Source organism: Amycolatopsis decaplanina DSM 44594, from assembly GCF_000342005.1.
GTDB lineage: Bacteria > Actinomycetota > Actinomycetes > Mycobacteriales > Pseudonocardiaceae > Amycolatopsis > Amycolatopsis decaplanina.
Window position 1 is genome coordinate 32,884 of record NZ_AOHO01000065.1, and the last position, 25,928, is coordinate 58,811.

23 protein-coding genes and 2 pseudogenes are annotated in these 25,928 nt (G+C 67.9%); 8 read left to right on the forward strand and 17 right to left on the reverse strand.

The window, feature by feature from the left end; genetic code table 11:
- Positions 1-156: 156 nt before the first annotated feature.
- From H074_RS24080 to H074_RS24100, 5 genes are all read left to right on the forward strand, one after another.
- A complete protein-coding gene (locus H074_RS24080) occupies positions 157-1,695 on the forward strand; it encodes a PucR family transcriptional regulator (protein ID WP_007032674.1) in 1,539 nt (512 codons plus the stop codon).
- Between the two features lie 109 nt (positions 1,696-1,804).
- Positions 1,805-3,067 (forward strand): NAD(P)/FAD-dependent oxidoreductase, encoded by a 1,263-nt coding sequence (locus tag H074_RS24085; RefSeq protein WP_007032675.1) that lies wholly within the window; start codon positions 1,805-1,807, stop codon positions 3,065-3,067.
- A gap of 12 nt (positions 3,068-3,079) precedes the next feature.
- Positions 3,080-3,250: a hypothetical protein gene (locus H074_RS41090; RefSeq protein WP_039923289.1), complete on the forward strand. Its 171-nt coding sequence runs from the start codon at positions 3,080-3,082 to the stop codon at positions 3,248-3,250.
- Positions 3,251-3,340: 90 nt separating this feature from the next.
- Positions 3,341-3,793 (forward strand): GreA/GreB family elongation factor, encoded by a 453-nt coding sequence (locus H074_RS24095; protein ID WP_007032677.1) that lies wholly within the window; start codon positions 3,341-3,343, stop codon positions 3,791-3,793.
- A gap of 167 nt (positions 3,794-3,960) precedes the next feature.
- Positions 3,961-4,404, forward strand: a complete 444-nt coding sequence (locus tag H074_RS24100) for a DUF6389 family protein (RefSeq protein ID WP_007032678.1) — start codon at positions 3,961-3,963, stop codon at positions 4,402-4,404.
- A gap of 184 nt (positions 4,405-4,588) precedes the next feature.
- Here H074_RS24100 and H074_RS24105 read toward each other — a convergent pair whose 3' ends face one another.
- A complete protein-coding gene (locus tag H074_RS24105; RefSeq protein ID WP_039923290.1) occupies positions 4,589-6,214 on the reverse strand; it encodes a carboxylesterase/lipase family protein in 1,626 nt (541 codons plus the stop codon).
- A gap of 316 nt (positions 6,215-6,530) precedes the next feature.
- On the reverse strand, positions 6,531-6,761 hold the full coding sequence (locus tag H074_RS24110; protein ID WP_007032680.1) for a hypothetical protein: 231 nt from the start codon (positions 6,759-6,761) through the stop codon (positions 6,531-6,533).
- A gap of 156 nt (positions 6,762-6,917) precedes the next feature.
- Between H074_RS24110 and H074_RS41660 the strand changes: the two are divergent.
- A pseudogene (locus H074_RS41660) lies at positions 6,918-7,298 on the forward strand (SbtR family transcriptional regulator); the annotation flags it as partial.
- 13 nt (positions 7,299-7,311) lie between these two features.
- Here the strand turns inward: H074_RS41660 and H074_RS24115 are convergent.
- The 11 genes from H074_RS24115 to H074_RS24165 form a co-directional block, all read right to left on the reverse strand.
- Complete coding sequence (locus tag H074_RS24115) at positions 7,312-8,967, reverse strand: ATP-binding protein (protein ID WP_007032681.1); 1,656 nt, start codon at positions 8,965-8,967, stop codon at positions 7,312-7,314.
- Positions 8,951-10,261, reverse strand: coding sequence for an MFS transporter (locus H074_RS24120; RefSeq protein ID WP_007032682.1), 1,311 nt, complete (start codon positions 10,259-10,261; stop codon positions 8,951-8,953). Before H074_RS24120 ends, H074_RS24115 begins: the two co-directional genes overlap by 17 nt.
- Positions 10,258-11,076, reverse strand: a complete 819-nt coding sequence (locus H074_RS38815; protein ID WP_007032683.1) for an inositol monophosphatase family protein — start codon at positions 11,074-11,076, stop codon at positions 10,258-10,260. Before H074_RS38815 ends, H074_RS24120 begins: the two co-directional genes overlap by 4 nt.
- Positions 11,073-11,531 carry an NUDIX hydrolase gene (locus H074_RS24130; protein ID WP_007032684.1) on the reverse strand — a complete coding sequence of 153 codons (459 nt, stop codon included), beginning with the start codon at positions 11,529-11,531 and terminating at the stop codon, positions 11,073-11,075. The genes H074_RS38815 and H074_RS24130 overlap by 4 nt, the downstream gene beginning before the upstream one ends.
- Positions 11,528-12,700 (reverse strand): DegT/DnrJ/EryC1/StrS family aminotransferase, encoded by a 1,173-nt coding sequence (locus H074_RS24135; protein ID WP_007032685.1) that lies wholly within the window; start codon positions 12,698-12,700, stop codon positions 11,528-11,530. Before H074_RS24135 ends, H074_RS24130 begins: the two co-directional genes overlap by 4 nt.
- A 44-nt stretch (positions 12,701-12,744) precedes the next feature.
- On the reverse strand, positions 12,745-13,734 hold the full coding sequence (locus H074_RS24140) for an NAD-dependent epimerase/dehydratase family protein (RefSeq protein ID WP_007032686.1): 990 nt from the start codon (positions 13,732-13,734) through the stop codon (positions 12,745-12,747).
- On the reverse strand, positions 13,731-16,064 hold the full coding sequence (gene hypF, locus H074_RS24145) for a carbamoyltransferase HypF (protein WP_007032687.1): 2,334 nt from the start codon (positions 16,062-16,064) through the stop codon (positions 13,731-13,733). Before hypF ends, H074_RS24140 begins: the two co-directional genes overlap by 4 nt.
- Positions 16,065-16,080: 16 nt before the next feature.
- Entirely contained in the window at positions 16,081-17,106 is a 1,026-nt protein-coding gene (hypE, locus tag H074_RS24150) for a hydrogenase expression/formation protein HypE (protein WP_039923264.1), read from the reverse strand.
- 52 nt (positions 17,107-17,158) lie between these two features.
- Complete coding sequence (locus H074_RS24155; protein ID WP_007032689.1) at positions 17,159-17,749, reverse strand: cysteine hydrolase family protein; 591 nt, start codon at positions 17,747-17,749, stop codon at positions 17,159-17,161.
- Positions 17,750-18,985: 1,236 nt separating this feature from the next.
- The gene (locus H074_RS24160) at positions 18,986-20,725 is read right to left on the reverse strand and encodes a pyruvate dehydrogenase (protein WP_007032690.1); all 1,740 of its coding nucleotides are present in this window, start codon (positions 20,723-20,725) and stop codon (positions 18,986-18,988) included.
- Between the two features lie 85 nt (positions 20,726-20,810).
- Positions 20,811-21,401 (reverse strand): cysteine hydrolase family protein, encoded by a 591-nt coding sequence (locus tag H074_RS24165; RefSeq protein ID WP_007032691.1) that lies wholly within the window; start codon positions 21,399-21,401, stop codon positions 20,811-20,813.
- Positions 21,402-21,523: 122 nt separating this feature from the next.
- Here H074_RS24165 and H074_RS24170 point away from each other — a divergent pair, with 122 nt between their 5' ends.
- Positions 21,524-22,480 carry a helix-turn-helix domain-containing protein gene (locus H074_RS24170; RefSeq protein ID WP_039923298.1) on the forward strand — a complete coding sequence of 319 codons (957 nt, stop codon included), beginning with the start codon at positions 21,524-21,526 and terminating at the stop codon, positions 22,478-22,480.
- A gap of 404 nt (positions 22,481-22,884) precedes the next feature.
- Here the strand turns inward: H074_RS24170 and H074_RS24175 are convergent.
- A pseudogene (locus H074_RS24175) lies at positions 22,885-23,157 on the reverse strand (ArsR/SmtB family transcription factor); the annotation flags it as partial.
- A 522-nt stretch (positions 23,158-23,679) separates the two neighbouring features.
- On the opposite strand from H074_RS24175, the gene H074_RS24180 reads away from it, so the two are divergent.
- Entirely contained in the window at positions 23,680-24,198 is a 519-nt protein-coding gene (locus H074_RS24180) for a hypothetical protein (RefSeq protein ID WP_007032694.1), read from the forward strand.
- 30 nt (positions 24,199-24,228) lie between these two features.
- On the opposite strand, the gene H074_RS41100 is transcribed toward H074_RS24180, so the two are convergent.
- The 3 genes from H074_RS41100 to map all read right to left on the reverse strand — a co-directional run bounded on the left by H074_RS41100 (position 24,229) and on the right by map (position 25,881).
- Positions 24,229-24,378, reverse strand: coding sequence for a hypothetical protein (locus tag H074_RS41100; protein ID WP_167333181.1), 150 nt, complete (start codon positions 24,376-24,378; stop codon positions 24,229-24,231).
- Positions 24,379-24,563: 185 nt separating this feature from the next.
- Complete coding sequence (locus H074_RS24185) at positions 24,564-24,914, reverse strand: beta/gamma crystallin domain-containing protein (protein ID WP_007032695.1); 351 nt, start codon at positions 24,912-24,914, stop codon at positions 24,564-24,566.
- Positions 24,915-25,062: 148 nt separating this feature from the next.
- Positions 25,063-25,881: a type I methionyl aminopeptidase gene (map, locus tag H074_RS24190; RefSeq protein ID WP_007032696.1), complete on the reverse strand. Its 819-nt coding sequence runs from the start codon at positions 25,879-25,881 to the stop codon at positions 25,063-25,065.
- Positions 25,882-25,928 lie beyond the last annotated feature (47 nt).

Consider the following 25,928-nt stretch of genomic DNA (forward strand, 5'->3'; position numbering starts at 1 on the left):
GGAGTCGGCGAGTACCGGCGGTGGGGCGGCGACTGTCAGCCGGAGTCGCTTTAGTTAAGTAAGTTTCCTAACGATTGTAGTGTAAAAGGTTCTTAAACTCACAGTCAACGGGTGAACGCGCGGTGCCCGGCACCATTTGATGGCAGGGTCGCGGCCATGGTGACGCTGGATCGGCTCGTGAACGTCCTGGGTGGATACGGGGCGCGGTTGTGGTGCTGCCCGGTGTCGCGCGAGGTGGCCTTGCGCGACGTCGTGATGCGCGACGCCGCCGACCCACGCGACCTGCGCGGGGACGTGTACCTCGCGGTCGGGACGGACTCCGTCACGACGGCTGTCGAGCTGGCCGCGGCGGCACAGGCGTCGGTCGTCCTGGTCCGCGGATCGGCGCCGCCCGATCCGGAGGCGGCCGAACGAGCGGAGCGCGCCGGCGTCGCGGTGCTGCTGGTGGAGCCGGACGTGTCCTGGGGTCACCTCGCCGGCGTGGTCTACGGGCTCGTGCTGGAAGGCCGCGAGACCGAGTCGGGCCGCGGGCCGACCGATCTGTTCGCGCTGGCCGACAGTCTCGCGGACGCGCTCGGCAGCGCGGTGACCATCGAGGACCGGCTCTCCCGGGTCCTCGCCTACTCCAGCCGCCAGCACCTGGCCGACCGGGCGCGGCTGGAGACGATCCTGGGCAGGCGTGTGCCGGAGCCGGTCCGCGAACTGTTCGAACGGCGGGGTGTGTTCGCGCACCTCGCGGAGTCCGACGAGCCGCTGTTCGTCGAGGCCGATCCCGAACACGGGCTCACCGGGCGCATGGTGGTCGCGGTCCGCGCGGGCCGGGAGATGCTGGGCTCGATCTGGGTGGAATGCGACCGGCCGCTGACCGACACCCGGCGCGCGGTCCTGCGGGACAGCTCGCGCACGGTCGGCCTGCACCTGTTGCGCTCCCGGGCGAGCGCGGACCTGGAGCGGCAGGTCGAATCCGATCTGGTGATCCGGCTGGTCGAGGGCACGCCGGACGCGGCGGCCGTGCTCAGCAGGCTCGGCCTGCCGCCCGGCCGGTTCCGGGTGATCGCGCTCCAAGCCCATATCGGCGACGAGCGCCACGCCGCGCTCCTGCTCGCGTTCGAGCGGGCGACCACCGGTTTCGGCTGGTCACGGCCGGGTCGCAGCACGTTGTTCAGCAACACCGTCTACACCGTCCTGCCCGGGGACGACGTCGAAGCGGCCAGGGCGTGGGTGCGTTCGATTCGTGAGGCGCTGCCCCGGCAGGTGACGATGCTGGCCGGGATAGGGTCGGGCGCGGTGCCGGCGGAGCTGCCCGCCAGCAGGCTGGAAGCCGACGAATGTCTCGCGCTGCACAGCGTGCGGCCTGGCACGAAGTCAGCGATCGCCTACGACGAGGCCTGGGACGACATCCTGGTGCAACGACTGCGGGCCGCCGCGGCGTCCGGCCGGGCACCGGCTCGTGGCCCGATCACCGAGTTGCGGCGGCACGACAGCGCGAACGCCACCAGCTACGTCGCGACGCTACGCGCCTGGCTCGAAGCGCAAGGGGATCTCGCGGAGGCCGCCGAGCGGCTGGAGGTGCACCCCAACACGATCCGCTACCGGCTCCGGAAGATGGCCGAGGTGACCGAACTCCGCCTCGACCAGCCCGCGAAACGGCTGGCGATGATCATCGAGCTGGCTGTTTCCGACCCGGCCCCTTGACCGTTCCGGCCAAAACGATCCGCCCGGATTGTCGGATCCGGACAATCACCGGCGTCCTGATCCGAGCCATCCTGACCGCGACAGCACCACTCGCGCAGCGGAGGAATTCATGGGCGATCTCGACCGGATCGACGGCGGCCCGCGTTCGGCGATCGTGATCGGGGCCGGCGTGGTCGGCCTGTCGACCGCGTGGTTCCTGCAGGAACGTGGCGTCGGAGTCACGGTGCTGGACCGCGAAGGCATCGCGGCGGGCGCGTCGTGGGGCAATGCCGGCTGGCTCTCCCCCGGGCTCGCGATCCCGCTCAACGAACCCGGTGTCCTGCGCTACGGACTGCGGACGCTGCTGGACCGGCAGGCCCCGCTGCACGTTCCGCCGTCCCCCGATCCGCGGCTGTGGTCGTTCCTCGCCCGGTTCGCCGCGAGCTGCACCGGGCGATCGTGGATCCGCGCTGTCAAGGCGAACTCGCCGCTGAACGAGGAATGCCTGGAAGCCTTCGACGTCCTCACCTCGAACGGGGTGGACGCGCCGACCATCGAAGCGCCGATCACGGCCGCGTTCGAGACCGCCGACCAGGCCGCGGGGCTGATCGCCGAACTGCGGCGCATCGGGGAAGCCGGACAGGACATCGCCTACACCCGGCTCACCGCGGCCGATCTCGCCGACCGGTTCCCCCAGGCCACGGCCCGGCTCGGCGCCGGTGTCCGGATCGACGGGCAGCGCTACGTGGACCCGGGCCGGTTCGTCGAGTCGCTGGCACGGGCGGTGGTCGGCCGGGGCGGCACGATCCGTCACAAGTTCGAAGTCGCTTCTCTGCGCGCGCACCGCCACGCACTGGGCGTGCGCTCGAAGACGGGACAGACGGTGAACGCCAACGCGGTCGTGCTGGCGACCGGGGCCTGGCTGGGGGACCTGGGCCGGAAGTGGGGTGTCAAGGTCCCCGTGCGTGCCGGACGCGGCTACTCCTTCACCGTGCCGACCGACCGTCCGGTGCCGGGACCGCTCTACCTGCCGGACATCCGGGTGGCGTGCACGCCGTACCGGGAAGGCCTCCGCGTGGCCGGGACGATGGAGTTCCGGAAGCCGGACGCGCCACTGGATCCGGCCCGGATCGCCGCGATCATCGCCTCGGCACGACCGTTCCTCACCGGCCTGGACTGGGACCGGCGCACCGACGAATGGGTCGGCTCCCGCCCGGTCAGCACCGACGGGCGGCACGTGATCGGCGCGACGAGCACCCCCGGGCTCTACGTCGCGGGCGGGCACGGGATGTGGGGACTGACCCACGGCCCGATCACCGGACGCCTGCTGGCCGAGCACATCACCACCGGCAAGCAGCCCGAGGCCCTGCGCCCCTTCGACCCCCTTCGCTGATTTCGGGTGACGATGCTCCCAGACGACGAGACTCCACCGGACGAACAGTCCGAAGTGGACCGGCTCCGCGCCGAGAACGCCCTGCTGCGCACCGAGAAGGACCTCCTGCTGAAGGCCGCGATCGGCTTCGCCACCGACGCGGGCGCCTTCCGGCGGCGGTCCCGTGAACCAGAGACCCGCTGACCGACGCGGGACTCACCGAAGGTCTGTGGGGGCCGGGTCCTTTCCGCGCCCGGCCCTCACAGACGTATCCATCGAAAGGCGATCACCACCATGTCCACCGTCTCGTCAGGCCCTTGGCTGACCCCGGAAGCGCACGAGCGCCTGGTGCGGGAGCTCGCGACGTTGCGGCGCCCCGGCACCGACGACCGCGACGGCGAGATCGCGCACAACACCCACCGGCAGGCACGGATCCGGCAGATCGAGGACATGCTGCGCGGCGCCGTCGTCGGACAGGATCCCCCCGACGACGGGATCGCCGAGCCCGGCATGGTGCTCACCGTCCGATATGACGACGGCGACACCGAGACCTTCCTGCTCGGCACGCGCGACGAGGCGGGCCATGGCGAACTCGAGGTCTACTCCCCCGATTCCCCGCTCGGCCGCGCGCTGCACGGCGCGAAACCGGGTGACCGGCGGGAATATCGCGTGCCGAGCGGCGGTGCCGTGCACGTCACGCTCCTCGACGCCAAGCCCTACGGTCGCCATCGGGAGACCGCTCACTGACGGTTTGGTGCCAAGGGCCTCGTGAGTGGTCAGGACGGTTAGAACCGCCCTAGCCACTCACGAGCACCACCCCTGGCCGACCACCTGGACCGGCGCCGCCGATTGGCGACCGCTGGTCCTCGACAACGCCCGCGTCACGGCATCGGGCCCGCGCTAGATTGTCCTGTGTGGACCAAGACGAGTACCGCAGCCGACTCCGCCGCATCCTCGACGCGCATTCCGACGACGTCGCCGCACGCCTGAGGGCGATCGCCGAGGCGATCGGCGACACCGTCGAGAGCGTGCAGATCGAGGTGTTCCCCGACGACGACGGCGAGGGCACTTTCGACGTCTGGGCCCGGTTCGAGGGCCCGGATTCCTACGTCCTCAACAAACCGATCGATGAGCACCGCCACTTGTTCGGCGTCGTCCATCACGAAACAGGCTGGGAACCCGACGTACCGCCGCTCCCGCGGGGGCTCTCGGCGGACCTCATCGTCGACACGGTCGCCGACTGGCTTGAGACGGTCTGGACCCGGACGTTCGACCGGCCGCTGTCGATTCCGGTGGAGGTGTCCTCCCCGGACGGCTGCGGTTCGGTCGCCCGGATCCCGCGGACATGCCCGATGTGACGACTCATGAGCGCCTCGGCACCGTCGGCGTCACGAGCCTCGGTGAGATCGTGGTCGACGGAAGCCGGCTCGATCCCGGCCGCGAGCTCACGGAGTCGCTTCACCTCGCCCGACTCGGCGCCCAGTTCGGCCAACGTGCGCGTCTTGAACTCGCGGAGGCAACTCCTTCGATACCGGGATCCGATTATCGGCGTTCGGCGAACGGGGTCAGCTTGTTCCAGAGTTCGCAGTGGTGCTGGCGCGGGATCTCGGTGGTGAGCCTGCTGTCCCCCGCGGCGTTGAGCGACATGACCACGGGGTTCCCGTCGGTGTAGCGATCCCAGCGAGGGGTGCCGTCCACGGTCGGATTACCGGTGCGGGCGAATCCGGTCCACTGAGCGACGAGCTGGTCGGACAGGACCTGCTGGGTCGGATCGAGCTGGACGCCGTCCGGGAACAGCAGGAGCCACTCGGCGATGTGATAGGCGCCGTTCGGTTTGGTGGGGTCGAGGAAGAACTGCGGCGGGACGTCGGTGTCGTCCATCTGGTAGGCGAAGACCGGGATGTGCCGAGCCAGCCGTTCGTTGTTGAGCATGGAGGGGCAGACCGAGTTGGAGTCGGCCACGATGGTCCGGAAGGCGAGGAACGGGGCCGGTGCGGGGAACCGGGCCATCGGATACGTGCGGCGGACCGCGGGAGCATGCTCGCCGTACTGCTCGCGCACCAGCTTCTCGTAGTCGGCCGGGGTCGAGGCGGAAGGCAACTGGGTCTCGTCGCGGGCGACGCCGTGCATCAGCGCGACGTCGTTGACGCGCCCGGTGGCGAAGGCTTCCCCCGGCGACATCGGCAAGGTCTTCCCGTCCACGATCGGTGCGATCGTGCCGTTGTCGGGATTCCTCCCGTGGTCCGCCTGCTTGAGCAACGCCGCCGCAGACGTCTTGCGCAGGCAGGCGGCGGCTTCGGCGACGTTGCCGCAGCCGACGGCGGCGGCGAACCGCGCCCCGGCGCGCTGGGCCTGTTCCTCAGTGGGCAGCTTCGCCTTGCAGTCCTGCGCCTGCCACACGGTGTCCACACCGAGCAGCGAGTTGTACTCCCCGCTTTCGCTGATGCCGCGCTGGAACAGCCCCGCTGAGGCGGGCGAGACCGTGTGGGCGCATACGCTCGATCCGCCTGCGGAAGCACCGTAGATCGTGACGTTGCGCGGGTCTCCGCCGAACCTCGAGATGTTGCGCTGCACCCAGCGCAACGCGGCCTGCTGATCCTGCAGCCCGTAGTTGCCGGCATGCGCGCCGAACGCCTCATGGGCCAGGAAACCGAAGATCCCCAGCCGGTAGTTGATCTCCACGCTGATGACGTTGCCCGCCGTCACCAGGCGGCTCGCGTCCTGCGGTTTCCACAGCAGGAATCCGCCGCCGTGGATCTGCACCATCACCGCGAGCGGACCCGGTCCGCGCTTGGCGGGCACTCGGACGGTCAGGTTGAGGCAATCCTCGTCGTCCGAGCCCGGACCCGCACCGGATGGTTGCGCACACTGGTTGCCCTCGGTGGTCGCGACGAACGGCTCGATCCACGGAGCAGGCCGCCGCGGCGGCTTCCACCGCAGTTCCCCGGTCGGCGGTGCGGCATAACGGATCCCCTGCCACGACGTGACCTCGGCGCCCGCGACACCGCACACCGGACCATCGTCGGTCGCCACCGTGGTGCCCGGCGAACAGGCCGGTGCGGATGGCTTTGCTTCGCGCAGCTCACTGGCCATGGACGCCGAGCCGGCCAACGGCGTCACGAGCACGACGGCCGCCACGACGGCGACCATCTTTCGGTCGAGTCTCATCCGTCCTCCTTCACTCCCGCCCGACGCGAGGGAACGAACGGGAGATTCGCGTGACATCCACGTACCGAACGAACGGCCTACCGGCGCGGGCACGACGAAGACGGTGCCCATCTCCCGATCTTTCCAGTCTCGCAACGCTGACGAACGGCACAACCTCCGTTCGGTCGCGCCGGAATTGTCAAATCGAGGGCTGGAATGGTCTTTGTCCAGGCCTATTGGCGGGGCACGCCGTCCGGTTGGCGCGTCTCGTGAGTGGTAAGGACGGTTCTAACCGCCCTTACCACTCACGAGCCACACCACGTTCCGGCTGTGCAATTCAGTCGCGCTGGCGCCCTTCACGTTCACGGCGGACCCGAGCCTCACGACGGCGCAGTTCGGCTCGTTCCGACCAGCCGTCGAGCAGGTCGTAACCCGCGACACTCAGCCCGAGCAGGCCCACGATCCCGGTGATCACCGCGGCGGGGATCAGGTCCAGCATCGAGCACAGCACGGCCGCGCCCAGCAGGACGGCACCGATGCCGAGATTCCACTTGCCGAAGCCGCTCATGCTGTCACCCGCTGGTCCTGATTCCGGAAAGAAAGACGCTGTCAGGTGGGCATGATGCCGTACGGCACGCGCGAGCGTGGAGATTCGGGACGTCACGTGTCCCGAATCTCCACGCTCGCCTATGACTCGTCGAGGATGTCCTCGATCAGGATGGGGATGGCGGTGTATCGGCGAGAGGTGCGCCAGCTCGTCGAGGTCGTGCCGAGCCTGCTCGAGAAGCACTCGCCGGAACAGGCGTTCCGAGTGTGGACAGCCGACCACCTGGCGCACTACATGATGACCAAACGCGGCCTGGCCGACGCTTTGCGAGCCGCGACGGCTTCGCGCGGGGAGCTGCCCGCGGGAGCCTACGAGGACATGGTCGGCGCGGTTTTCACCCTGCTGCAGGCCAACATCGAGGCCGGCACCGTCCGCGCGGACCTGGAACCCGAGACCGTGCTGCGCGGACTGGGCGGACTGTTATACCTCGACCCGAAAGGCGAATGGCGGCGCGACGTCGCGAGCCTCCTCGACCTGCTGTGGCGCGGGATGGGCACCGGCCAGGCCCGACTCACGTCAGGCTGCCGGTCTGCTCGGTGGTGCGCTCCCGGACCGACCGCAGTTCGGCGATGTGCTCCTGGAGCGAGACGACGCTCGCCTGTCCGCGATCCACGGCTTCGATCCCCTGTACCGCCGCGGCGAAACCACGGACGGTCGAAAAGCAGGGGATACCGCAGGCCACCGCGGCGGCGCGGATCCCCCGCGCCCTGGACAGGGTGTCGACGACCAGGACGACCTCACCCGCCATCACCATGTCCACGATGGAGGGTTCACGGGCGATCGTGGCCGGTACGCCGATGCGGCGGAGGACGTCGCCGGTGCTCCCGGTGGCCAGGATTTCGAAGCCGGCGTCCACCATCGCCTTCACCGGGAAGATCATCGTCCGGTTGTCGCGACCGGCGAACGACAGGAACACCTTGCCCTTGGTGGGCAGCGGCCCGTGCGCGGCGGCATGCGCCTTGGCGTAAGCGGCGCCGAAAGCCGAGTCGATCCCCATCACCTCACCATGTTTGACCGCGACGGCGGAGCCTGGCGGGAAGGTGCCGCCGTCCCCGGCGGCGGGCAGCAGACCCTCCGCACGGAGGTCGGCGATGCCGGCGCCGAGCAGCACCCGCGCGGCGGCCTCGGCCAAGGGAACACCGGTGGCCTTCGACACGAACGGGACCGTGTGACCGGTCCGCGGATTCTGCTTCAGTACACACAGGACACCGGATGCGAGCGCATACCGGACGTTGAGCGGTCCGCGCATCCCGGTGCTTTCGGCCAGGGCACGGGTGGACTCGCGGATCCGGGCGAGATCGGACCGGCCGAGAGTGATCGGCGGCAGCACGTACACGCCCTCGATCCGCTCCATGACCCCGCCCAGGTACAACTCGGAGCCGTCATACAGGGCGTCGACGACGATTTCGATCGCATCGCCGGGAAGTCGGTCCGGTACGGGAAACCCAGTGGCGTCCGAGCGCGTCTCCGCGACCACGAAGTGGTCATGGCACGGCTCGACGCCGCCCAGTGCGCGTCCGATGGCCAGTTCCGCGACGAGCGCACTGGACCGGGTCACCCTGGGATCGAACCCGGTCACGACCGTGCGTCCGCTGCCCGGGTCGACCGCGAAGCCGATGGTGCAGCCACCGGGACCGAGGCCGACCGCCCGGGTCACCTCGACCGCCACGTCACGCATCCGCTGGTACGCCCCACCGGTCAGCGTCCCTGCCGGATCGAACTCCTCCCGCACGCAGGCGACCGCCACCTTGCCGGCGTGGTCACGCACGAGTTCGAGCTCGAACTTCTTCCAGCCGCGCACGGACATCGGTGGCGAAACCGCGAGCTCCTCGCGGGCCAGGATCGCGTCGACATCGGTGCCGATCAGCTCGACGCCGTACCGGGTCAGGACGCCGGACTCGTACAGCGCGACAGTGGTATCGAGCGCGGCCTGTCCGCCACAGGTGAGGAACAGGGCATCCGGTTGTTCCCTGGCGATGATCTTCTCGACCGTGACGGGGTCGACCGGCTCCAGGTAGGTGGAATCGGCGAACGCCGGGTCGGCCGCGGCGGTCGTCAGATCGCTGTCGACCACCGTGACCCGCAGACCCGCCGCCTTGAACACCCGGCCGGCCGCGATGGCATGGCCGATCACCAGCACCGATCGCGGCTCAGGACGCCGCGGCATGGGTGTCGTCGGTGACGGGCCAGCGCCTGCCCGCCTCCCAATAGGACTGGACCTCGTCCAGCGAGCGGCCCTTGGTCTCCGGTGCGGCGACGAACACGAAGATCCAGGCCAGCGCGGTGATGGCGAAGAGGACGAGGAAGGTCGACAGGCCGCCGATGGCGTTGAGCACGTCAAGGAAGAACTGGGCCACGAAAAGGTTCGTCGTGAGGTTCGTCAGCAGCATCACCGACGCTCCGGCGCCTCGCAGGTGATCCGGGAACCCCTCCGCCGCGAAGACCCACACCAGCGATCCGAAGCCGGAATTGAAGCCGACGATGAAGGTGACGAGACCGAGAAAGCCGACCACACCAGGAGAACCGGCGGCGAAGCCGATCACCAGGAACGCATGTCCCATGCCCATCAGAGCGGTGCCGGTGAGCAGCACGGGCCGCCGTCCGAATCGGTCGATCGTCAGAGCACAGACGAGCGCCGCGGCGGCTCCGGCGAGCTGGACGAAACCGGGCAGGACGAGCAGCCCGAAGTCATCGGTGTAGCCGATGTGCTGGAAGATCCGCGGACTGAAGAACACCATCGCGTTGATACCCGTCGCCTGAACGAAAAAGCCCAGTGTGACGACGAAAAGCGTGAGTCTCCGGTGCCGGGGACCGAGTATGCCGCGTAAGGCGCCCGCCGGGCGGGTGGCCGCCGAACCGGTCTCACGCTCCCGGCGGAGCTGCCGCCAGCGGTCGGTTTCGGGGAGCCCCAGCAGCCAGAGCGCGGCGGCGAGCGCGAGGACGCCGGGGATGGCGAGCATCGGCCGCCACTGCCCGCTGTCCGCGAGGAAGTATCCGCCGAAGTAGCCCATCGCGATCCCGACGGAGGTCGCGACCTGGTAAAGGACCGCGATGCGCCCGCGAGCGCGCGTCGTGGCCGATTCGGCGATGAAGATCGGGGTCGTCACGATGGCGATGCCGATCGCGGTGCCCTGCCCGAAGCGTCCCACGCCCAGCCACAGCGGATTCGCGGCTGTGACAGTCAGGCCGGTGGCCACCAGGTACAGGACCGTCAAGCCGAGCAGGGTCTTGCGGCGGCCGAGGGAGTTGACGAGCCTGCTGCCCAGGACGGCGCCGAGGATCCAGCCTGCCGCCGTGGCGGCGTAGAGCGAGCCCTGCTGTGTCGTCGTGAGTCCGAAATGGTCGGTGACCAGCAGCAGTGCGCCCGCCATCGCGGTGGCGTCGTAGCCGCAGGTCAGCCCCAGGATGAGGGCGAACAGGCTCACCTTGGTGTCCTGCCCGTGCCGGACGGGGCCGCTCACGCGGGAGCCACCGCTTTCAGCGCGGCCATCACGGCGGGATGCACACTGGCCGAAGCAAGGCAGACTTCGAAGACCTCATCCGCCATCGCCAGCGGGTCGGTGAGATCCAGGGGCCGCCCGTCGAGATCGGTGCAGACACCACCGCATTCCTGAAGGACGCACAGCGCGGCCGCCACGTCCCAGATCCGGCAGCCGCGATGGACGAACGCCCCGTAGGCGCCATCGGCCACCATGCAGATGTCGAAGACGCTGTTGCTCATGCGGACGCCGAGGCACGCCGTCCCGAGAGCCGCGGCGAGCCTGCCTTCACCGGCCATCACCTCCGGCGCACCCTTGTCCATTCCGAAGGCCACCAGCGACCGGTCGGGGCCGGTGGCCGGGAGCGGCGCGAGCCGATGCCCGTTCCGCGTGGCTCCCCGGCCGGACTCGGCGACGTAAACGGTGTCGAACTCCGGCAGCGCGAGCCCGCCCGCGAGGACGCCCTCGGGACCGACCGCCGCCATCATCACGCCGTAGAGCGGGCTGCCCGCGGCGTAATTGCTCGTGCCGTCCAACGGATCCACGATCCAGGTGACCCCGGCGTCACCGGGTGACCCGCCGCTCTCCTCCTCCAGGATCGCGTGCCGCGGATAGCGTTCCCTGATCCGCCCGGTCAGCAGCGCGCCGATCGCCAGGTCGGTGTCGGTCACGACCTGGTTGACGTCCGCCGGCTTGACCTTCACCTGGCCGGCGCCCCGCATCCCGACGGCCACTTTGGACGCTTCGCGTAGGCCGGACTCGATGAACTCCGCGAAGCCGGAATCCGGCGCGGTCATGACGCGACCTTGGCGTACTCCGCGATGATCGGCTGCTCCGGGGTGATCACGGTGTCCGGGATCTCGTCCAGCCCGAAGAAACGCCATGTGCTGTTCTCCGCGGTGTCCAGGACGATGGCGGCGTCCTCCGGCAACCTGGCCACGTAGGCGGCGGTGATGTTGTAGATCTCGTCGCCGTTCGGATAACGGTAGTAGTACTCGGCCCCGGAAAAGAGCCCCAGCAGGTTCAGGTCCCCGAGCTCCAGGCCGGTCTCCTCCCTGACTTCGCGACGCCCGGTCTCCTCGAACGACTCCCCCGGCTCCATGAGGCCACCTGGCAGCCCCCAGCCGCCGGTGTCGACCCGCTCCAGAAGCAGGACCCGGTCGGCCGGGTCGGTGACCACGACCGAGGTTCCGGGAAGGATCAGCGGCCGGGTCCCGACCAGTTTCCGCAGTTCCGCCACGTAGTCGTTCACGATGCTCTACCGCCTGCTTTCTGTGCTGTCGCGTGTATTTCGCGGATGAGGTCGCAGATCTCCTCGACGACCCGCGCGGGCATGTGAGAGTAGAGCGGCAGCGTGATCATGCTCGCGGCCAGTTCCTCCGTCACGGACAGGTCCGCGACCACGGGAATGTCCCGGTAGGCGGTCTGCTGGTGCAGTGCCGGGCTGAAGTACTTGCGGGTGCTGACATTCTCACTTCCCAGCCGCTCGGCGAGCAGGTCGCGGGTCATCCCGAAGCGGGTGGCGTCGACGAGGATCCCGAGGTCCTTGTACGAGCTCGCGGCGCCCTCCGGAATCGCCTGGAACGACAGGCCGGGGAGTCCGTCCAAACGGGAGCGATACCGTTCCGCGAGGGAACGCCTGATACCGAGCCAGTGGGAGAACCGATTGAGCGCGTGGACGCCCATGAACCCGGAGACCTCCGTCATCCGGCCGTTGAGCCCGAAGAACCGGCTGTCGTAGTCCCCTGGATTACCGTAGTCGCGCGCCGTTCTCAGCCTGGCGGCGAGAGCGGCGTCGTTCGTCGTGATCAACCCGCCCTCTCCGGTGCTGAGGGTCTTGGTCGGACTGAGGCTGAACACCTCGGCCACGCCTTTCCCGCCCACCATGGTCCCGTCGGGATAGCGGCTGCCGAAGCCGTGCGCGGCGTCGATGACCAGCGGAATGCCCCGGGAGTCGCACAGCTCCTGCAGTGAGCCGGTGTCGCACGGAACGCCGAACGTGTGCACCGCCAGCACGCCGGCCGCGTCCTGGACGAGCGGGGCCACCGCATGCGGGTCGAGGGTCCACGTGCGGGGATCCGCGTCGGCGAACCGGACCCGGTTCCCCGACCATCCGATCGCATGACCGGAAGCCATGAAAGTGAAGCTCGGCACCACGATGTCGCCGGTCAGCTCCAGGCAGCGGAACACGAGCATCAGGCCGGTCGTGCAGTTGCTGACCGCGACCGCGTGACCGACACCCAGGTACGCGCACGCGGCTTCCTCGAATTCCCTCACGTGGCGCCCGTTGGTGAGCATGCCCGACTGGAGGATCTCCTTGATGGCCAGCTCCATCTCCGCGTCGGCCTCCACGGTCGGGCGGACCATCGGAACGAGTTCGGGAAAACGTCCGGGCCGGGTGCCGGTGCTGATGTCGGTCATGGTCAGGCTCCTGAGGAATGAGGACGGAAACGCGGAACGCGTGCCTACGCCGAGACGGGGTCCACGCGCTGGGCCACCGCGGTCAAGTAGTTGCTGTAGCGGGGCGAGGCGAAGTCCAGGTACTTCCCTTCGCGCATGGCGTCCCGGATTTCCCGCACCGTGTCGATGACCCGGCGGCTCGGGGTGAAGCCCAATTCCCGGCGGATGGGGTCGAAATTCACCCGGTAGTTCCGTGGGTCGGTGTGCTCCTCGAGGATCTCCATGCGAACGCCGGAGATCTCCTCGGCGATCAGTTCGCCGATGGAGTCCATGCGGTAGTTCTCTTCGCCGAACCCGCAGTTGTAAACGCTCGGCGCGGTACGCCTGCCATCCTGAAGGACCAGGTGCACCGCCGTGGCCGCGTCCTCGACGTGCAGGAAGGGCCGCCACTGGGTACCGCCGTACACGGTGACACCACCGCGCTCCACCGCGTTGGCCGTCATGACGTTGACGGCCAGATCGAACCGCATCCGCGGGGAAAGGCCGTGGATGGTGGCGAACCGCAGCAGCCGGGTGGACAGTTCCTCACGCGGCAGGGAGAGCAGGTAGTGCTCGGACAGCACCTTGGATTCGGCGTAGACCGACTGGGGAGCCATGGGCGACCAGACGTCCACTTCCGCGTCCGCCGTGAATCCGTAGTTGCTGCAGGTGGATGCGAAGACCAGCGACCTCACCCCGGCCCGGCGACAGGCCTCGGCGACGCGGATGGTCCCGAGATAGTTGACCTCCCACGCGGTGTCCGTGTCGACGCCGCAGGCGGGATCGCCCACGATCGCCGCCAGGTGCACCACGGCGTCCACGCCGTCGAGGGCCTTCTCCCAAGACGCGGCATCAAGCACATCGCCGTCGACGTAGGTGACCCCGGGCGACTCGAGTTCCGGACCGCCGACCAGACCGTTGTCGAGGACCACGACCTGTGCTCCGGAGCGACTGAGCCTCCGGGTCAGCACCGATCCGATATACCCGCGCCCTCCGGTGATCAGGTACTTCTTCATCGCGCGTTGTCTCCCAGCCTGGCGTCGGCCACCACGATCTGGCCGAGCGAAATGCCGCCGTCGTTGGTCGGCACCTGCTGATGGCAGAACGGGTCGAATCCCGCCCCGCGCAGCTCGACCATGCAGTTGACCAGCAGGAATTCGTTCAGGAAAACGCCACCGGAAAGCACCACCTGGTGGGTGCCGGAATCGCGGAGCGCTTCGCAGCGTTCGACGACCATGTCGACCACGGCCGAGTGAAAACGACGGCTCAACGTGGCGGAGTCCCGCCCGGCGGCAAGGTCCGCGGCGAGTGCCCGGATCACCGGCCTGGGATCGATTTCCTGCCCGTTCAGGCCGAATCGGTACCGGTCTCCCCGCTCGGCCATGGTGAAGTCGCGTTCGAGCAGCCCCTCCAGCTCGATCGGTCCCTGTGCTTCGTATTCGGCGTGCGTGGTGATGGCCAGCAGGGCGGCGACGCCGTCGAACAGCCGGCCCATGCTGGAGGCGGGCGGTGCGTTGATCCCCCGCTGAGCCATGGCGGCGAAGACATGCCGCTGCCGTTCGTCGAAGGTCTCCAGCACCGGAAAGGCGTCGAGCGCGGCGCTGGTCTCGCCGAACGCGTCCAGTGCCAGCGCGAAACCCGTCCTGATCGGTTCGGTGACCGCCTTGTCGCCGCCCAAGAGCGGCACGGTCCGCAGATGCGCGACGCGGCGAGCCTCGCGGTAGCCGCCGACGAGGAATTCGCCGCCCCAGATGGTCCCGTCGGTTCCGTATCCGGTGCCGTCGAAGATGACGCCGATGGCCTGGCCGCTGAGCCGGTTCTCCGCCATGCAGGAGGCCATATGCGCGTGATGGTGCTGGACCGTGACGACCTGTTCGAAGGCCTCGCCCTGCTCCTGCAAGGCGAAGCGGGTCGCTCGGAACTGGGGATGCAGGTCCACGGCGGCGTGCCGCGGGTGAAGGTCGTGCAGGCCGGCGAGATGACCGACGGCGGCTCGATGCGCCCCGAAGGTCTCGTCGTTCTTGATATCGCCGATGTGCTGGCTGACGTAGACACGTGAGCCGCTGCTCAACGCCACCGTCGTCTTCAGCTCGGCGCCGTAGGCGACCAGCGGTGCCAGTTCGGTGCCGACCTCCACCGGATACGGCGCATAGCCGCGGGACCGGCGGATGAACCCGACCAGCCCCTCGCCGAGTTCCGGATGCCCGGAATAGCGGACGATCGAGTCGTCGACCCGGACTTCGATGTCACGGTCGTTGTAGAGGATCAGGTCTGCGACCGCGAACAGCTGCGCCAGCGCGTCCTCGTTGCGGAACACGATCGGGTAGCCGGAGATGTTGCCGCTGGTCATCACCAGCGTGTCCAGTCCGGCGTGGTCGACGAGCAGGTGATGCACCGGCGCGGACGGCAGCATGATGCCGAGATTGGGGTTACGTGGCGCGATCTGCTCCGGCAGTCCCGGGGATCGCTTACGCAGCAACACGATCGGCCGAGCCGGAGAGAGCAGCAGATCGGCCTCGGCCGGACGGACCTCGGCGAAATCTCCGACCGTGTCCAGATCTCGCGCCATCACCGCGAACGGTTTGGAGTCTCGCCGTTTGCGGGCCCGGAGCCGGGCGACCGCCTCGCCGTCGCGGGCGTTGACCGCGAGGTGGAATCCGCCGACGCTCTTCACCGCGACGATCCCGCCCTCGGCGAGCGCGCTCGCGGCCGAGGAGAGCGCTTCCTCCCCCGCCGCCGTCTCGCCGCCGGGGCCGGCCAGCAGCAGCCGCGGACCGCAGTCCGGGCAGGCGTTGGGCTGGGCGTGATACCGACGGTCCAGCGGATCCTCGTACTCGCGGGCACACGGGCGGCACATGGTGAAGCCCGCCATCGTGGTGACCGCCCGGTCGTAGGGCAGCTCGCGGATGATCGAGTACCGCGGGCCGCAATTGGTGCAGTTGATGAAGGGATAGCGGTACCGGCGATCGGCCGGGTCCCGCAACTCGGCACGGCAGTCGGCGCAGACGTGGGAGTCGGCGGGGACGACCGTGGTGCGGAGGCCGTCGTGCCTGCTCTGCCGGATGGTGAACCCCTCCGGCTTCGAGGTGGCCTCGGGCAGGTCGGTCACCTGGACGGCCGTGACCCTGGCCTGGGGCGGAGCCTCCGTGTCGAGGCCTTCGGTGAAGCGGCGTATCTCCGCCGGGCGGCCGGTGACCTCGATCAGCACCCCCTCCGGATCGTTGAGCACCCACCCGGTCAAATCGCAGTTCAACGCGAGCTTGTAGACAAAGGGCCGGTACCCCACTCCTTGGACCACGCCGGTCACGCGGATGCTTCGCCGGACGCTCGAATCGCTACTCGGCATCTCGTCACCTCCCTGCTCAGCACAGACGCGGCAGCTCGGCGCCTTGGAGTTCCTCGACCACGGAGTCCCGTCCGTCCGCGCCGCGCATCAGGACGAGCGGGTCCGCGTCCTCCGTCACCTCGCCGATCGTCGTCGCCTCGGCGCCGTATTTGTGCGAGCGAAGTACGGCCAGCACGTCCTGTTCCGCCGCCGGATCGACGAACAGGCACAGACAACCCTCGTTGGCGGCGTGAATCGCGTTGATTCCCAACATGTCCGTGGCCATCACGGTCTCGAACTGGATGGGCAGCCTGTTCTGTTCGAACCTGACGGCGTGCCCGGACGCCCTCGCGTACTCGTGCAGGACGGCGGCCAGCCCACCGCGGGTGACATCCCGGACCGAGTGCACCACGCCGTCTCCGACCGTGGTCAGCAGGGCGTCCATGAGACCGTTCAGCGGCGCGCAATCGCTCAGCACACGCTGCTCGAAGCCGAGGCCCTCGCGGATCGAGAGCAGGTGCACGGTGTGGTTGCCGATCGGTCCACTGAGGATCACCCGGTCACCTGGTCGCACGTCACGCATCCGGAGTGGTGCGCGCTCGAAGACGCCGATGCCGGCGGTGTTCAGGTAGATCTGGTCGACCTCGCCCTTACGGACCACTTTGGTGTCTCCGCAGACGATCTGGACGCCTGCCTCGAGAGCCGTCTCCCGGATCGAGGTGCACACCTGGTGGACACGGGCCATCGGGAGCCCGGTCTCCAGGATCATCCCGAGCGTCAGGTACAGCGGCCGCGCGCCGACCACGGCGAGGTCGTTCACGGTGCCGCAGACCGAGATCTTGCCGATGTCCCCGTTGCCGAAGAACGGCGGATCGGCCACGAACGAGTCCGTGGTCATCGCGATCCGGCCGGCGGGAACGGAGAGCATCGCGCTGTCCTCCATCTCGCCGACGTACACCTCGCCGAGCGTGTCGACGACGAAGGAGATCAACTCACCACTGAGTTTGGCTCCACTTCCGTGGTCGAGGACGACCTCGCCGAGGCCGGTCACCGAGCTTGCCATCGGACGTCCTTCCTTTCTTCGAGCGAGGGGCCGGAAGCCCTTCGGACAGGGCTCAAGGAAGGGTCTTGACGACCATCCGGGGGAGCTCACCCTTGGTGTCGAGGGTTTCCAGAATCTCCTTCGTACTCGCGACCGTCGCGCAGTACCCGGCGAGCCAGGTGAGCGAGCGATCACGATCCTCGGGTTTGTCGGAGACGACGCATTCGGAGGGAACCCAGACGTTGTAGCCACGGAAGAACGCGTCGGCGGCGGTGGTCTGGACACAGATCTGTGTCTGCAGACCGGTGACGACGACGGTCTCGACGCCGGCTTCCTGAAGCAGTTCGTGCATCTTCGTCTCGTAGAAACCGCTGTCCTTGTTCTTCTCCACGATGACGTCACCCTCGCCGAGGAAGGCGGGGAGAATCGCCGCGCCCTCGGTGTCACGTTGCAGCGGCAATGTCCCGTCCGCCCTGCGGTTCGCGTTCGGGTCGTCGGGAAGGTTGATCAGCTGCAGGTGGTAGACCGTGTGACCTCGACGGCGCATCTCGTCCAGGAAGGCGATGTAGTGGGGCTGCGCGTCGGCCATCACCGCCGTGCGCTCGGGGGTCAGGTAGACCACGTCACCCTGGAGGTCGTTGGTGAGGACGGCGATTTTTCCCATGACAGCTCCTTGCCTAGAGGAATGACCGATTTGAGAAACCATGCACGGAATGATGCGGACGCGACCGAACAGGCCATCACAAAAGTGTCGACCAAGAATGACCTATGCCTCAAAAGCGAGTCCCGTCAGAAAGACCCGCTCCCCCCAGTGCCCCCTTTGATTTTCGAATTCCCACCCTGGCCGTCCGGCACTCAGAAGCCGGCGACACCTTTGTTTACTCAGTGGATGTCGCCCTGTCAAGCCCTCCGCTTCGCTCGTAAAGATCAATTACCCGACAGGCTGTGAATTCCACAGAATTCGGCTCCGTGAAGTACGGATACACACCTCGGCAGCGGTCTATCCGCGACTCCGGATGCTGCGAAATCCGCAGCAGGGCAAGGGATCGAGGCCGCCAGGGCGTCCACGTGGTCATCCGGGATCGCGGACGCTGGACCATCTCGCCGACTGCGAATCCGGGTGCCTCCGCCGCCGTCCGCTGAGCCACATGCGGCGATTCCTTGCCGCAAATGGCCCACTGGTCTTTTCGCCATCCACGCCGCGGCGGAGCTTGATGATCTACTCCTGCGGGATCAGCAGACTTTCGCCACCGGGCATCGGAGAAGGCTCGCTACGACATGCACACCCGCACTGGAATGCGGTTCTGTCGCGGTTCAGAAAGGACGGCGCCCATTCGGCGGCATAGCGTTATGACCCCGGCGATATCCAGCCGTGAACGGGCGCGCCGTCGCGCAAATAGTCCTCGTACAGGTCCAGTGTCAATGCCACGTAGCTTAACTTGAATATGAAAACCAGCTCCATGTCGCCGTTGTCCTGGCCGGAGCAGAACGGCAGGGGCCCAGGTTTCCCTGAGTGCTGCTCGGCGGTGCTGATGTGGCTGGTGGGGCGTCGACACAGGGGTTGTGAGTGATAAAGGTCGTTAGAACGACCTTTATCACTCACACCCCCCTCGGTCAACGCCCCACGTATCCCTGTCGCCACACCAGCCACTGTCCACAATGGAGAAACCTGCCCGAGATCGCACCGACTACCATCGCCGATGAGAAACCGCAGTTCAAAAGGTTGATCAAGTTAAGCTACGTGACATTGGGTCCGGTGCCGCCTCTGGTGTCGCGTGATCCCGCTTGCCTTAAGCGTGGCTGGAGGGACGACACACCCGCGGCCGGCTTCCGCCGCGTGTCGTCCCTCCCCTCACACGAAAGCGCCGTCCGCCGGCGGACAACGAAGCGTCAACTCCGCTCATGGCCGTGGGATGTTGCGGAGGTTGGCACGGGCGAGGTCGATCATCCGGCCGACCCCGCCTTCGAGTACGACCTTGCTCGCGGCCAAGGCGAATCCACCGAGCTGACCGGCGGTGATGTGCGGCGGGACGGACAGCGCGTTCGGGTCGGTCACGACGTCCACCAGCGCGGGGCCATCGTGGCTCAGTGCTTCCTTGAGAGCCGCACGCAGCCTGGTGGGGTCGGTCACCCGCTCGGCGCGCAGTCCCGCACCACTGGCGATGGCGGCGAAGTCGACCGGGCGATGGTCGGTCTGATAGTCGGGCAGGCCGTCGACCAGCATCTCCAGCTTCACCATGCCCAGTGAGGAGTTGTTGAACGTCACGATCTTGACCGGAAGGTCGTGCAAGGCCACGGTGAGCAGTTCGCCGAGCAGCATTCCCAGTCCCCCGTCGCCGGACATCGACACGACCTGACGTCCCGGATAGGCGAACTGCGCGCCGATGGCATGCGGCAAGGCGTTGGCCATGGTGCCGTGCAGGAACGACCCGATGACCCGGCGGCGCCCGTTGGGAGTGAGGTACCGGGCCGCCCACACATTGCACATACCGGTGTCGACGGTGAAGATCGCGTCGTCGGAGGCGAGTTCGTCGAGGAGATCCGCAGCGAACTCGGGGTGGATGGGCACGTGCCGGTCGACGTTGCGGGTGTAGGCATCGACGACCTGTTCCAGCGTTTTGCAGTGATCACGCAGCATGCGGTCAAGGAACGTCCGGTCGGTCTTGCGCCGCAGGAGCGGCTGCACGGCTCGCAGGGTCTCCCGCACGTCGCCGTGCACCGCCAGTTCCAGCGGGGTGCGTCGGCCCAGCCGGGTCGCGTCGTGGTCGATCTGCACGGTCCGCGCCTGGGGAAGGAAGGAGTCGTAAGGGAAATCGGTGCCCAGCAGGACCAGCAGATCCGCATCGTGCATGGCCCGGTAGCAGGCGCCGTAGCCGAGCAGACCGCTCATCCCGACGTCGTAGGGATTGTCGTACTGGATCCATTCCTTGCCGCGCAGGCTGTGGCCGACCGGTGCCTGTACGGTCCCGGCCAGGTCCATCACCTCGGCGTGCGCGCCGCGCACCCCGGCGCCGGCGAACAAGGTCACGGTCTCGGCTTCGTTGATCAACTCGGCGAGCCGTGCCACCTGCGGCTCGGGCGGCACGACCGTTCCGTGCTCGGTGACCGGCACTCCGGTCCCGGTCGGCGCGACTGCGTCGAGGTGCGCGACGTCGCCGGGCAGCACCAGCACCGACACCTCGCCGCGGGACAACGCGTGCTGCATGGCGATCCGCAGCACCCTGGGCATCTGGGCGGGCCTGCTGATCTGCTCGCAATAGCCACTGCAATCGACGAACAGCCGCTCGGGATGGGTCTCCTGGAAGAAGCCTGTACCGATCTGGCCGGACGGGATGTGCGAGGCGAGCGCGAGAACCGGGGCGCCGGTGCGGTGCGCGTCGTAAAGCCCTTGCACCAGATGGGTGTTGCCGGGACCGCAGCTGCCGGCGCACACCGCGAGCCGTCCGGTCAGCTGGGCTTCGGCGGCCGCGGCGAACGCACCGGCCTCCTCGTTGCGCACGTGCACCCAGTCGATGCCCGGTGTGCGGCGGATGGCGTCGACGACGGGGTTGAGGCTGTCTCCGACCACGCCGTAGATCCGTTCCACCCCGGCCTGCACCAGGACTTGGACGAACTGCTCGGCGACGTTGGGCTTGGCCATCACGACCCCTTCGATGCTCCGGCGGCGGGAATACCTTCATGATCCACGTGAGAGCGCGGCCTCGCAGGTCCTGGGTAGTGATGGCCTAGCCGAGCCCGGCCGAGGAGCCGACGACGACGGCGTAGAGATCACCGATCGTGGCGAGCGCCGCACGGTGCTGTTCCGCGGCGGTCACCGGACCGGCGACGGACGGGAGCGCGCGCGTGGCGCAGGCGGCGGCCACCACGGTCGGGGTGTTCCCGCGCAGGAACGCGCCCTCGGCGGTGAACGTGACGCACATATGGGTCATGAACCCGGCCACGACGACGTCCCGGTGCCCTGCGGCGTCGACCAGTTCCCCCAGCCGGGTCCCGACGAACGAGTTCGGCGCGGTCTTCACCACGACCTGCTCACCCGGACCGGGGGCGACACGCTCGTGGATCCGGCCGATGTCCTGCTGGAGGTCGTACGGGCTGCCTTCGCCGCCATCGTGCATGACGTGAATGACCGTCGCACCCTCGGCACGGGCGCGCGTCAGCAACGTGGCCGCCTCGTCGAGCGCCGCTTCCCAGCCGTCGAGTTCCATCACGCCGCGCGTGTAGGTGTTCTGGTAGTCGACGAGGATCACCGTCGCGTCCGAGAGCGATGCGGGGGTCGTCGGCAGGGTGCTTATTTCGCGGAGAGTGGTGCTGGTCATCGCGTGTTTCCTTCGCTTTCCGTCGGTACGGCTACCATGATGTCTGACCCGATCCGATATCGAGATACGGATTCGGGTCAGCCGTGGTCGAGATCGGCCGACATCCGCGAGAAAAGGGATCGATGACCGCTCCGAGTGTGGCCGTCCTGGCGTTCGAGGGGATCAGCCCGTTCCACCTCGCCGTGCCGTCGCTGGTGTGGGGCCCCGAATCTCCGGCGGGCGACATGGAGCCGTGGCCGATCACGGTCGTCGCCGTCGAGCCGGGCACGCTCGCTACGAGCGCGGGCTACGCGATCGACGTCCCCGCGGGCCTCGATGCGCTCGCGGACGCCGACATCGTCGTCGTGCCGTGGTGGTCCGACCCGGAAACCCCGACACCCGCGCCCGTGTCCGCCGCTCTGCGGACAGCGCACGAACGCGGGGCACTCGTCGTCGGACTCTGCCTGGGCGTCTTCGCCCTCGCGGACGCCGGCATCCTCGACGGACGCGCCGCGACCACCCACTGGAAATGGGTCGGAACGTTCCGGAGGCGCTTCCCCTCGGTGGAACTGCGTCCCGAAGAGCTGTATGTGGATGAAGGCGACGTCGTGACCGGTGCGGGTGCGACCGCCGGCATCGACACCTGTCTTCACCTGCTCGCCCGCACGGCCGGTCAGGTCGTCGCCAACCGCGTCGCCCGCCGGATCGTCGCCGCACCACACCGTCCCGGCGGCCAGGCGCAGTTCATCGAGTCTCCCGTACCCGCCGCGGACGAGGATCCGCTCACCCAGGTGATGAGCTGGGTACAGTCCCATCTGGACACGCGGCACAGCATCGACGGTCTCGCCGCCAGGGCGCATATGAGCCGGAGTACGTTCACCCGCTCGTTCCGTGCCCGCACCGGGACCACCGTCCACAACTGGCTTGTCGCGCAACGTCTCGCGCGGGCACGGCATCTTCTCGAGACGACCGCGCTCGGTATCGACGCCATCGCCGCACAGTCCGGCTTCGGCACGCCTGCCCGTCTTCGCGAGCACTTCGCCACCGCGCTGGGCACGACACCGACCCGCTACCGGGTCGAGTTCTCCGCTCCGCACTGACCGCACGCGGCGATGGGAAATCCTTTCCCGCCCGCGCAGGGAAGCGGAATCATTATTTCCGCAAAACCGATGGCACTTACTTTTCAGGTCGGCGAATAGCTCACCCCCGAGGGTGAGCTCTATCGAGTGTATTGCCCGGCGGAACTGGATCGACGAAGTCGTTCCAGGCAAGATGACCGGGCACGAGGACCGGCACGACGGAGGACCATGTGGAGCTGTGCGGAACCCCCATTTTCGACTCTCTGGTCGAGGAGACGAGGAGGGCGACCGCCGGGAATGGCGCGCTCCCCCGCGGCGGCGAGGACAATTCCGAATTGACCGAGCAGCACGCTGACGCCGGCAAGGAAAACAAATGACGATCACCATGAGGTCATGAATATCCGAAATGATCCGATCGACACTTTTCATCCTGCTTCAGGTGAATGCGCGTCGCCGGAGACACCGGCGGAATTCTGCAGATCGTCGAGCAGTTCCAACTGGCCGGTTATGACACCGGTCAGAATGCCCCGCGCGACGGCGAGCAGTTCGGCGACCGACGGACCGCTCAACGAGTAGGAGACGGTCGTGCCGTCCTTGCGTGGCACCACCAGGTTGGCGCGGCGCAGCACGGCGAGCTGCTGAGACAGATTGGCGGGCTCGATGCCGAGGTCGGCGAGCAGCTCCGAGACGTGATGGTCCCGCTTGCCGAGTAGTTAGAGCACGCGGATCCGACCGGGATGCCCCAGGGTTTTGAAGAACTCCGCCGTCGCCTGATGCAGGGAGCTGTTCATCGCCATCCCTTCCCCGCAGGTCCAGCCGTCCGCACAACCCTGATCGTGCCCGACATCAAGGACCGCCGAACCTCACCTCGCGCAGAACAGCCGCGACCACACCCGATCAGGGCACAACTCGCGTTTCTTGACACCACCGCACGTCCCTTAATTGCATATTTATGCAATTTTGCATATCCAGAGAAGGTGAGAACACCTGTGAGTCACGGCATGCGGGATTCCGCGAGCCTCCTGCCGATCCCCCGGTCCGCCACGAGGAGTGGACGGTGACCACACGCCACTCCATCCCCACCGCTGCCACCCGGGCTCATCTGATCCTCGCCGCGCACGCGGCGGAACTGGCCGATCTCGCCGCGAACGCCGCCCGAGTGGACGCCATGGCGGATCAGGACGCGTGCTCCACGCGGGATCACCCCCGGCCTGATCGGAATGGCGCAGCAGATCGTCGAGGCGGCGGTGGTCGCCGCACTACTCGACGGAAAGACCTGGCAGGAGATCGCGTACGCGCTCGACGGGGCGACACCGCAGTCCGCGCGGACCCGGTACCGGCCCTCGGTCGCACGGTTCCGGGCGGATCCCTTCCCCTCGCAGGACTCCCGCCGCGAGGATGTGCCAGGACACACCGAGCAGACGGCTTTCCGCCTTCGACGGCTGCCACCCTCGGAACGGCGCCCCGATGTCTCCGCCGAGTCCACGACGGAAGCGACTCGTTCGCCGACCGGGCACCTCGCCCTGGTCACGATCCCGTCAGAACAGGGCGACGCCGAAGCAGGGCGCGAACCGGCGGCCGCGGCCGCCCGGCTCAAGATCGCGGAAAGGCTGGTCGCCGCCTACGAGCGGATCGCGACCAACGACCGGCAGCCTCCCCAATGGATCCTCGACGGTCTGGCGCATGCCCGTCGCACGGCCGCGGAACTCCGCGCCCACGCGGGCACACCGCCCGAATGACCTGGTGCGGCGGAGTGCCGCACCAGGAAGCTACACCGAGGTCGCGAGACCGGCTTCGCGGTCGAAGTCGTACTCGTCTTCGGTCTGCGTCCGCGACACCATCTTCGCGACCAGGTCGAAGATCGGCGTGGCTTCCTGCGGGAAGGTCACGCTCTGCTGGTTCGCGCTCTCGGCGATCATGAACTGCTACTCCTCAGGGGTGATGACTACTGCGCTCGTTCACTCTAACGGTCGCGCCGTGGTGACGGGCAGTATTCGGAGTTTTCGGTCGAACTTCCCCGAGGCGATCGATCGGCGACCATCACGGAGGGCCGGGCGGTGCCACATCACCCGGCCCTCCGTCGTGCCGCGGATTCAGGCGGCGGTCACCAGATGCGCACCTCGTAAACCCGGACGGTTCCCGCGAAACCGACACCCTGCCAGTACCCGAGGGTGGACGATTCGTACCGGCCGTCACGTTCGTAGTTGACCGTCACCTTGTTGTTGCCCGAGAAGACGTTGTAGACGCCGCCGATGTTCGTGCCGGTGACGCCGGCGTTCGCGAAGCACCGGTTGGTGCCCATCCCGTTGCCGAACGAGATGTCCAGCTTGACGAAGTCGTCCCTGTTGCCGCAGGCGACCTCGCCGATGGCGAAAGCCGGGCTCGCCGGAATCGCGACGAGCAGACCGAGGGCGGCCGCACCGACGACCGAAAGCCTCTTGAGACTCTTTCGCATTGTGGCTGGATTCCTTCCTCAGAGGGATAGTCGCCCGACTGGGCGCGAGCGAGCCTATCCACGCTGCAGCGGCGAAGAATGAAAAGTTCGCGAAGCTGCCTGTTGCGCACGCCGACGCTGTTCGAAGAGGCAACGCGGGTGCCGAAGATCACTCGACGTCGCAAGAATTCTTTGCCGGCAAGCGACCGGCGGCCGACTCGTGCTCGCGCCGCGTCAGGACCAAGGGATCGCCATCGGTGATGGCCACCGTGTGCTCGGAATGGGCGGCGCGTGAACCGTCGGCCGAGCGGATGGTCCAGCCGTCGTCGTCGAAGACGATCCGGTCGGTCGTGCGGGCGAACCAGGGTTCGAGCGCGACGGTCAGGCCCGGCTGGAGCTTCAGGCCGCGACCCGCCTTGCCCTTGTTGGGAATGTGGAGTTCTTCGTGCATGGTGCGGCCGATGCCGTGGCCGCCGAACTCGGTGTTCACCGGATAGCCGTGGTCGCGGGCGACCGCCCAGATGGCCGCGGAGATGTCACCGAGGCGGTTGCCCGGACGCGCGGCCTCGATCGCGGCCTCCAACGCCTCTTCGGTGGCGCGAATGATCCGCAGGTCCTCCTCGGCGGGTGTCCCGACGATGACCGTGCGCGCCGAGTCGGCCGCCCAGCCGTCGATCTTCACCGCGAGGTCCGCGGTGAGCACGTCCCCGTCGCGCAGCGTGTAGTCGTGGGGCAGGCCGTGCAGGACGGCGTCGTTGACCGCCAGGCAGATGACGTTGCGGAACGGGCCCTTGCCGAACGATGGCGCGTAGTCCCAGTAGCACGACTCCGCCCCACGTCGTTCGATCATGCCGCGCACGTGGTGTTCCAGGTCCATCAGGTTGACGCCCACATCGGCGAGCGTGCCGACCTCGCTGAGCACCTCGGCGACGAAACGCCCGGTCACGTGCATGCGCTCGATCTCGGCGGGCGTCTTCAGTTCGATCATGGGATCCCCGTACAGGTTGGTATTATTATACCGGCACCTTAGCATTG

What these genes read in the sequence shown, in the direction of transcription:
- H074_RS24080 (WP_007032674.1), top strand. Translation starts at nt 157, where the DNA reads ATGGTGACGCTGGATCGGCTCGTGAACGTCCTGGGTGGATACGGGGCG.
- H074_RS24085 (WP_007032675.1), top strand. Translation starts at nt 1,805, where the DNA reads ATGGGCGATCTCGACCGGATCGACGGCGGCCCGCGTTCGGCGATCGTG.
- H074_RS41090 (WP_039923289.1), top strand. Translation starts at nt 3,080, where the DNA reads ATGCTCCCAGACGACGAGACTCCACCGGACGAACAGTCCGAAGTGGAC.
- H074_RS24095 (WP_007032677.1), top strand. Translation starts at nt 3,341, where the DNA reads ATGTCCACCGTCTCGTCAGGCCCTTGGCTGACCCCGGAAGCGCACGAG.
- H074_RS24105 (WP_039923290.1), bottom strand. Translation starts at nt 6,214, where the DNA reads ATGAGACTCGACCGAAAGATGGTCGCCGTCGTGGCGGCCGTCGTGCTC.
- H074_RS24110 (WP_007032680.1), bottom strand. Translation starts at nt 6,761, where the DNA reads ATGAGCGGCTTCGGCAAGTGGAATCTCGGCATCGGTGCCGTCCTGCTG.
- H074_RS24115 (WP_007032681.1), bottom strand. Translation starts at nt 8,967, where the DNA reads ATGCCGCGGCGTCCTGAGCCGCGATCGGTGCTGGTGATCGGCCATGCC.
- H074_RS38815 (WP_007032683.1), bottom strand. Translation starts at nt 11,076, where the DNA reads ATGACCGCGCCGGATTCCGGCTTCGCGGAGTTCATCGAGTCCGGCCTA.
- H074_RS24135 (WP_007032685.1), bottom strand. Translation starts at nt 12,700, where the DNA reads ATGACCGACATCAGCACCGGCACCCGGCCCGGACGTTTTCCCGAACTC.
- H074_RS24140 (WP_007032686.1), bottom strand. Translation starts at nt 13,734, where the DNA reads ATGAAGAAGTACCTGATCACCGGAGGGCGCGGGTATATCGGATCGGTG.
- hypF (WP_007032687.1), bottom strand. Translation starts at nt 16,064, where the DNA reads ATGCCGAGTAGCGATTCGAGCGTCCGGCGAAGCATCCGCGTGACCGGC.
- hypE (WP_039923264.1), bottom strand. Translation starts at nt 17,106, where the DNA reads ATGGCAAGCTCGGTGACCGGCCTCGGCGAGGTCGTCCTCGACCACGGA.
- H074_RS24155 (WP_007032689.1), bottom strand. Translation starts at nt 17,749, where the DNA reads ATGGGAAAAATCGCCGTCCTCACCAACGACCTCCAGGGTGACGTGGTC.
- H074_RS24160 (WP_007032690.1), bottom strand. Translation starts at nt 20,725, where the DNA reads ATGGCCAAGCCCAACGTCGCCGAGCAGTTCGTCCAAGTCCTGGTGCAG.
- H074_RS24165 (WP_007032691.1), bottom strand. Translation starts at nt 21,401, where the DNA reads ATGACCAGCACCACTCTCCGCGAAATAAGCACCCTGCCGACGACCCCC.
- H074_RS24170 (WP_039923298.1), top strand. Translation starts at nt 21,524, where the DNA reads ATGACCGCTCCGAGTGTGGCCGTCCTGGCGTTCGAGGGGATCAGCCCG.
- H074_RS24180 (WP_007032694.1), top strand. Translation starts at nt 23,680, where the DNA reads ATGGCGCAGCAGATCGTCGAGGCGGCGGTGGTCGCCGCACTACTCGAC.
- H074_RS41100 (WP_167333181.1), bottom strand. Translation starts at nt 24,378, where the DNA reads ATGATCGCCGAGAGCGCGAACCAGCAGAGCGTGACCTTCCCGCAGGAA.
- H074_RS24185 (WP_007032695.1), bottom strand. Translation starts at nt 24,914, where the DNA reads ATGCGAAAGAGTCTCAAGAGGCTTTCGGTCGTCGGTGCGGCCGCCCTC.
- map (WP_007032696.1), bottom strand. Translation starts at nt 25,881, where the DNA reads ATGATCGAACTGAAGACGCCCGCCGAGATCGAGCGCATGCACGTGACC.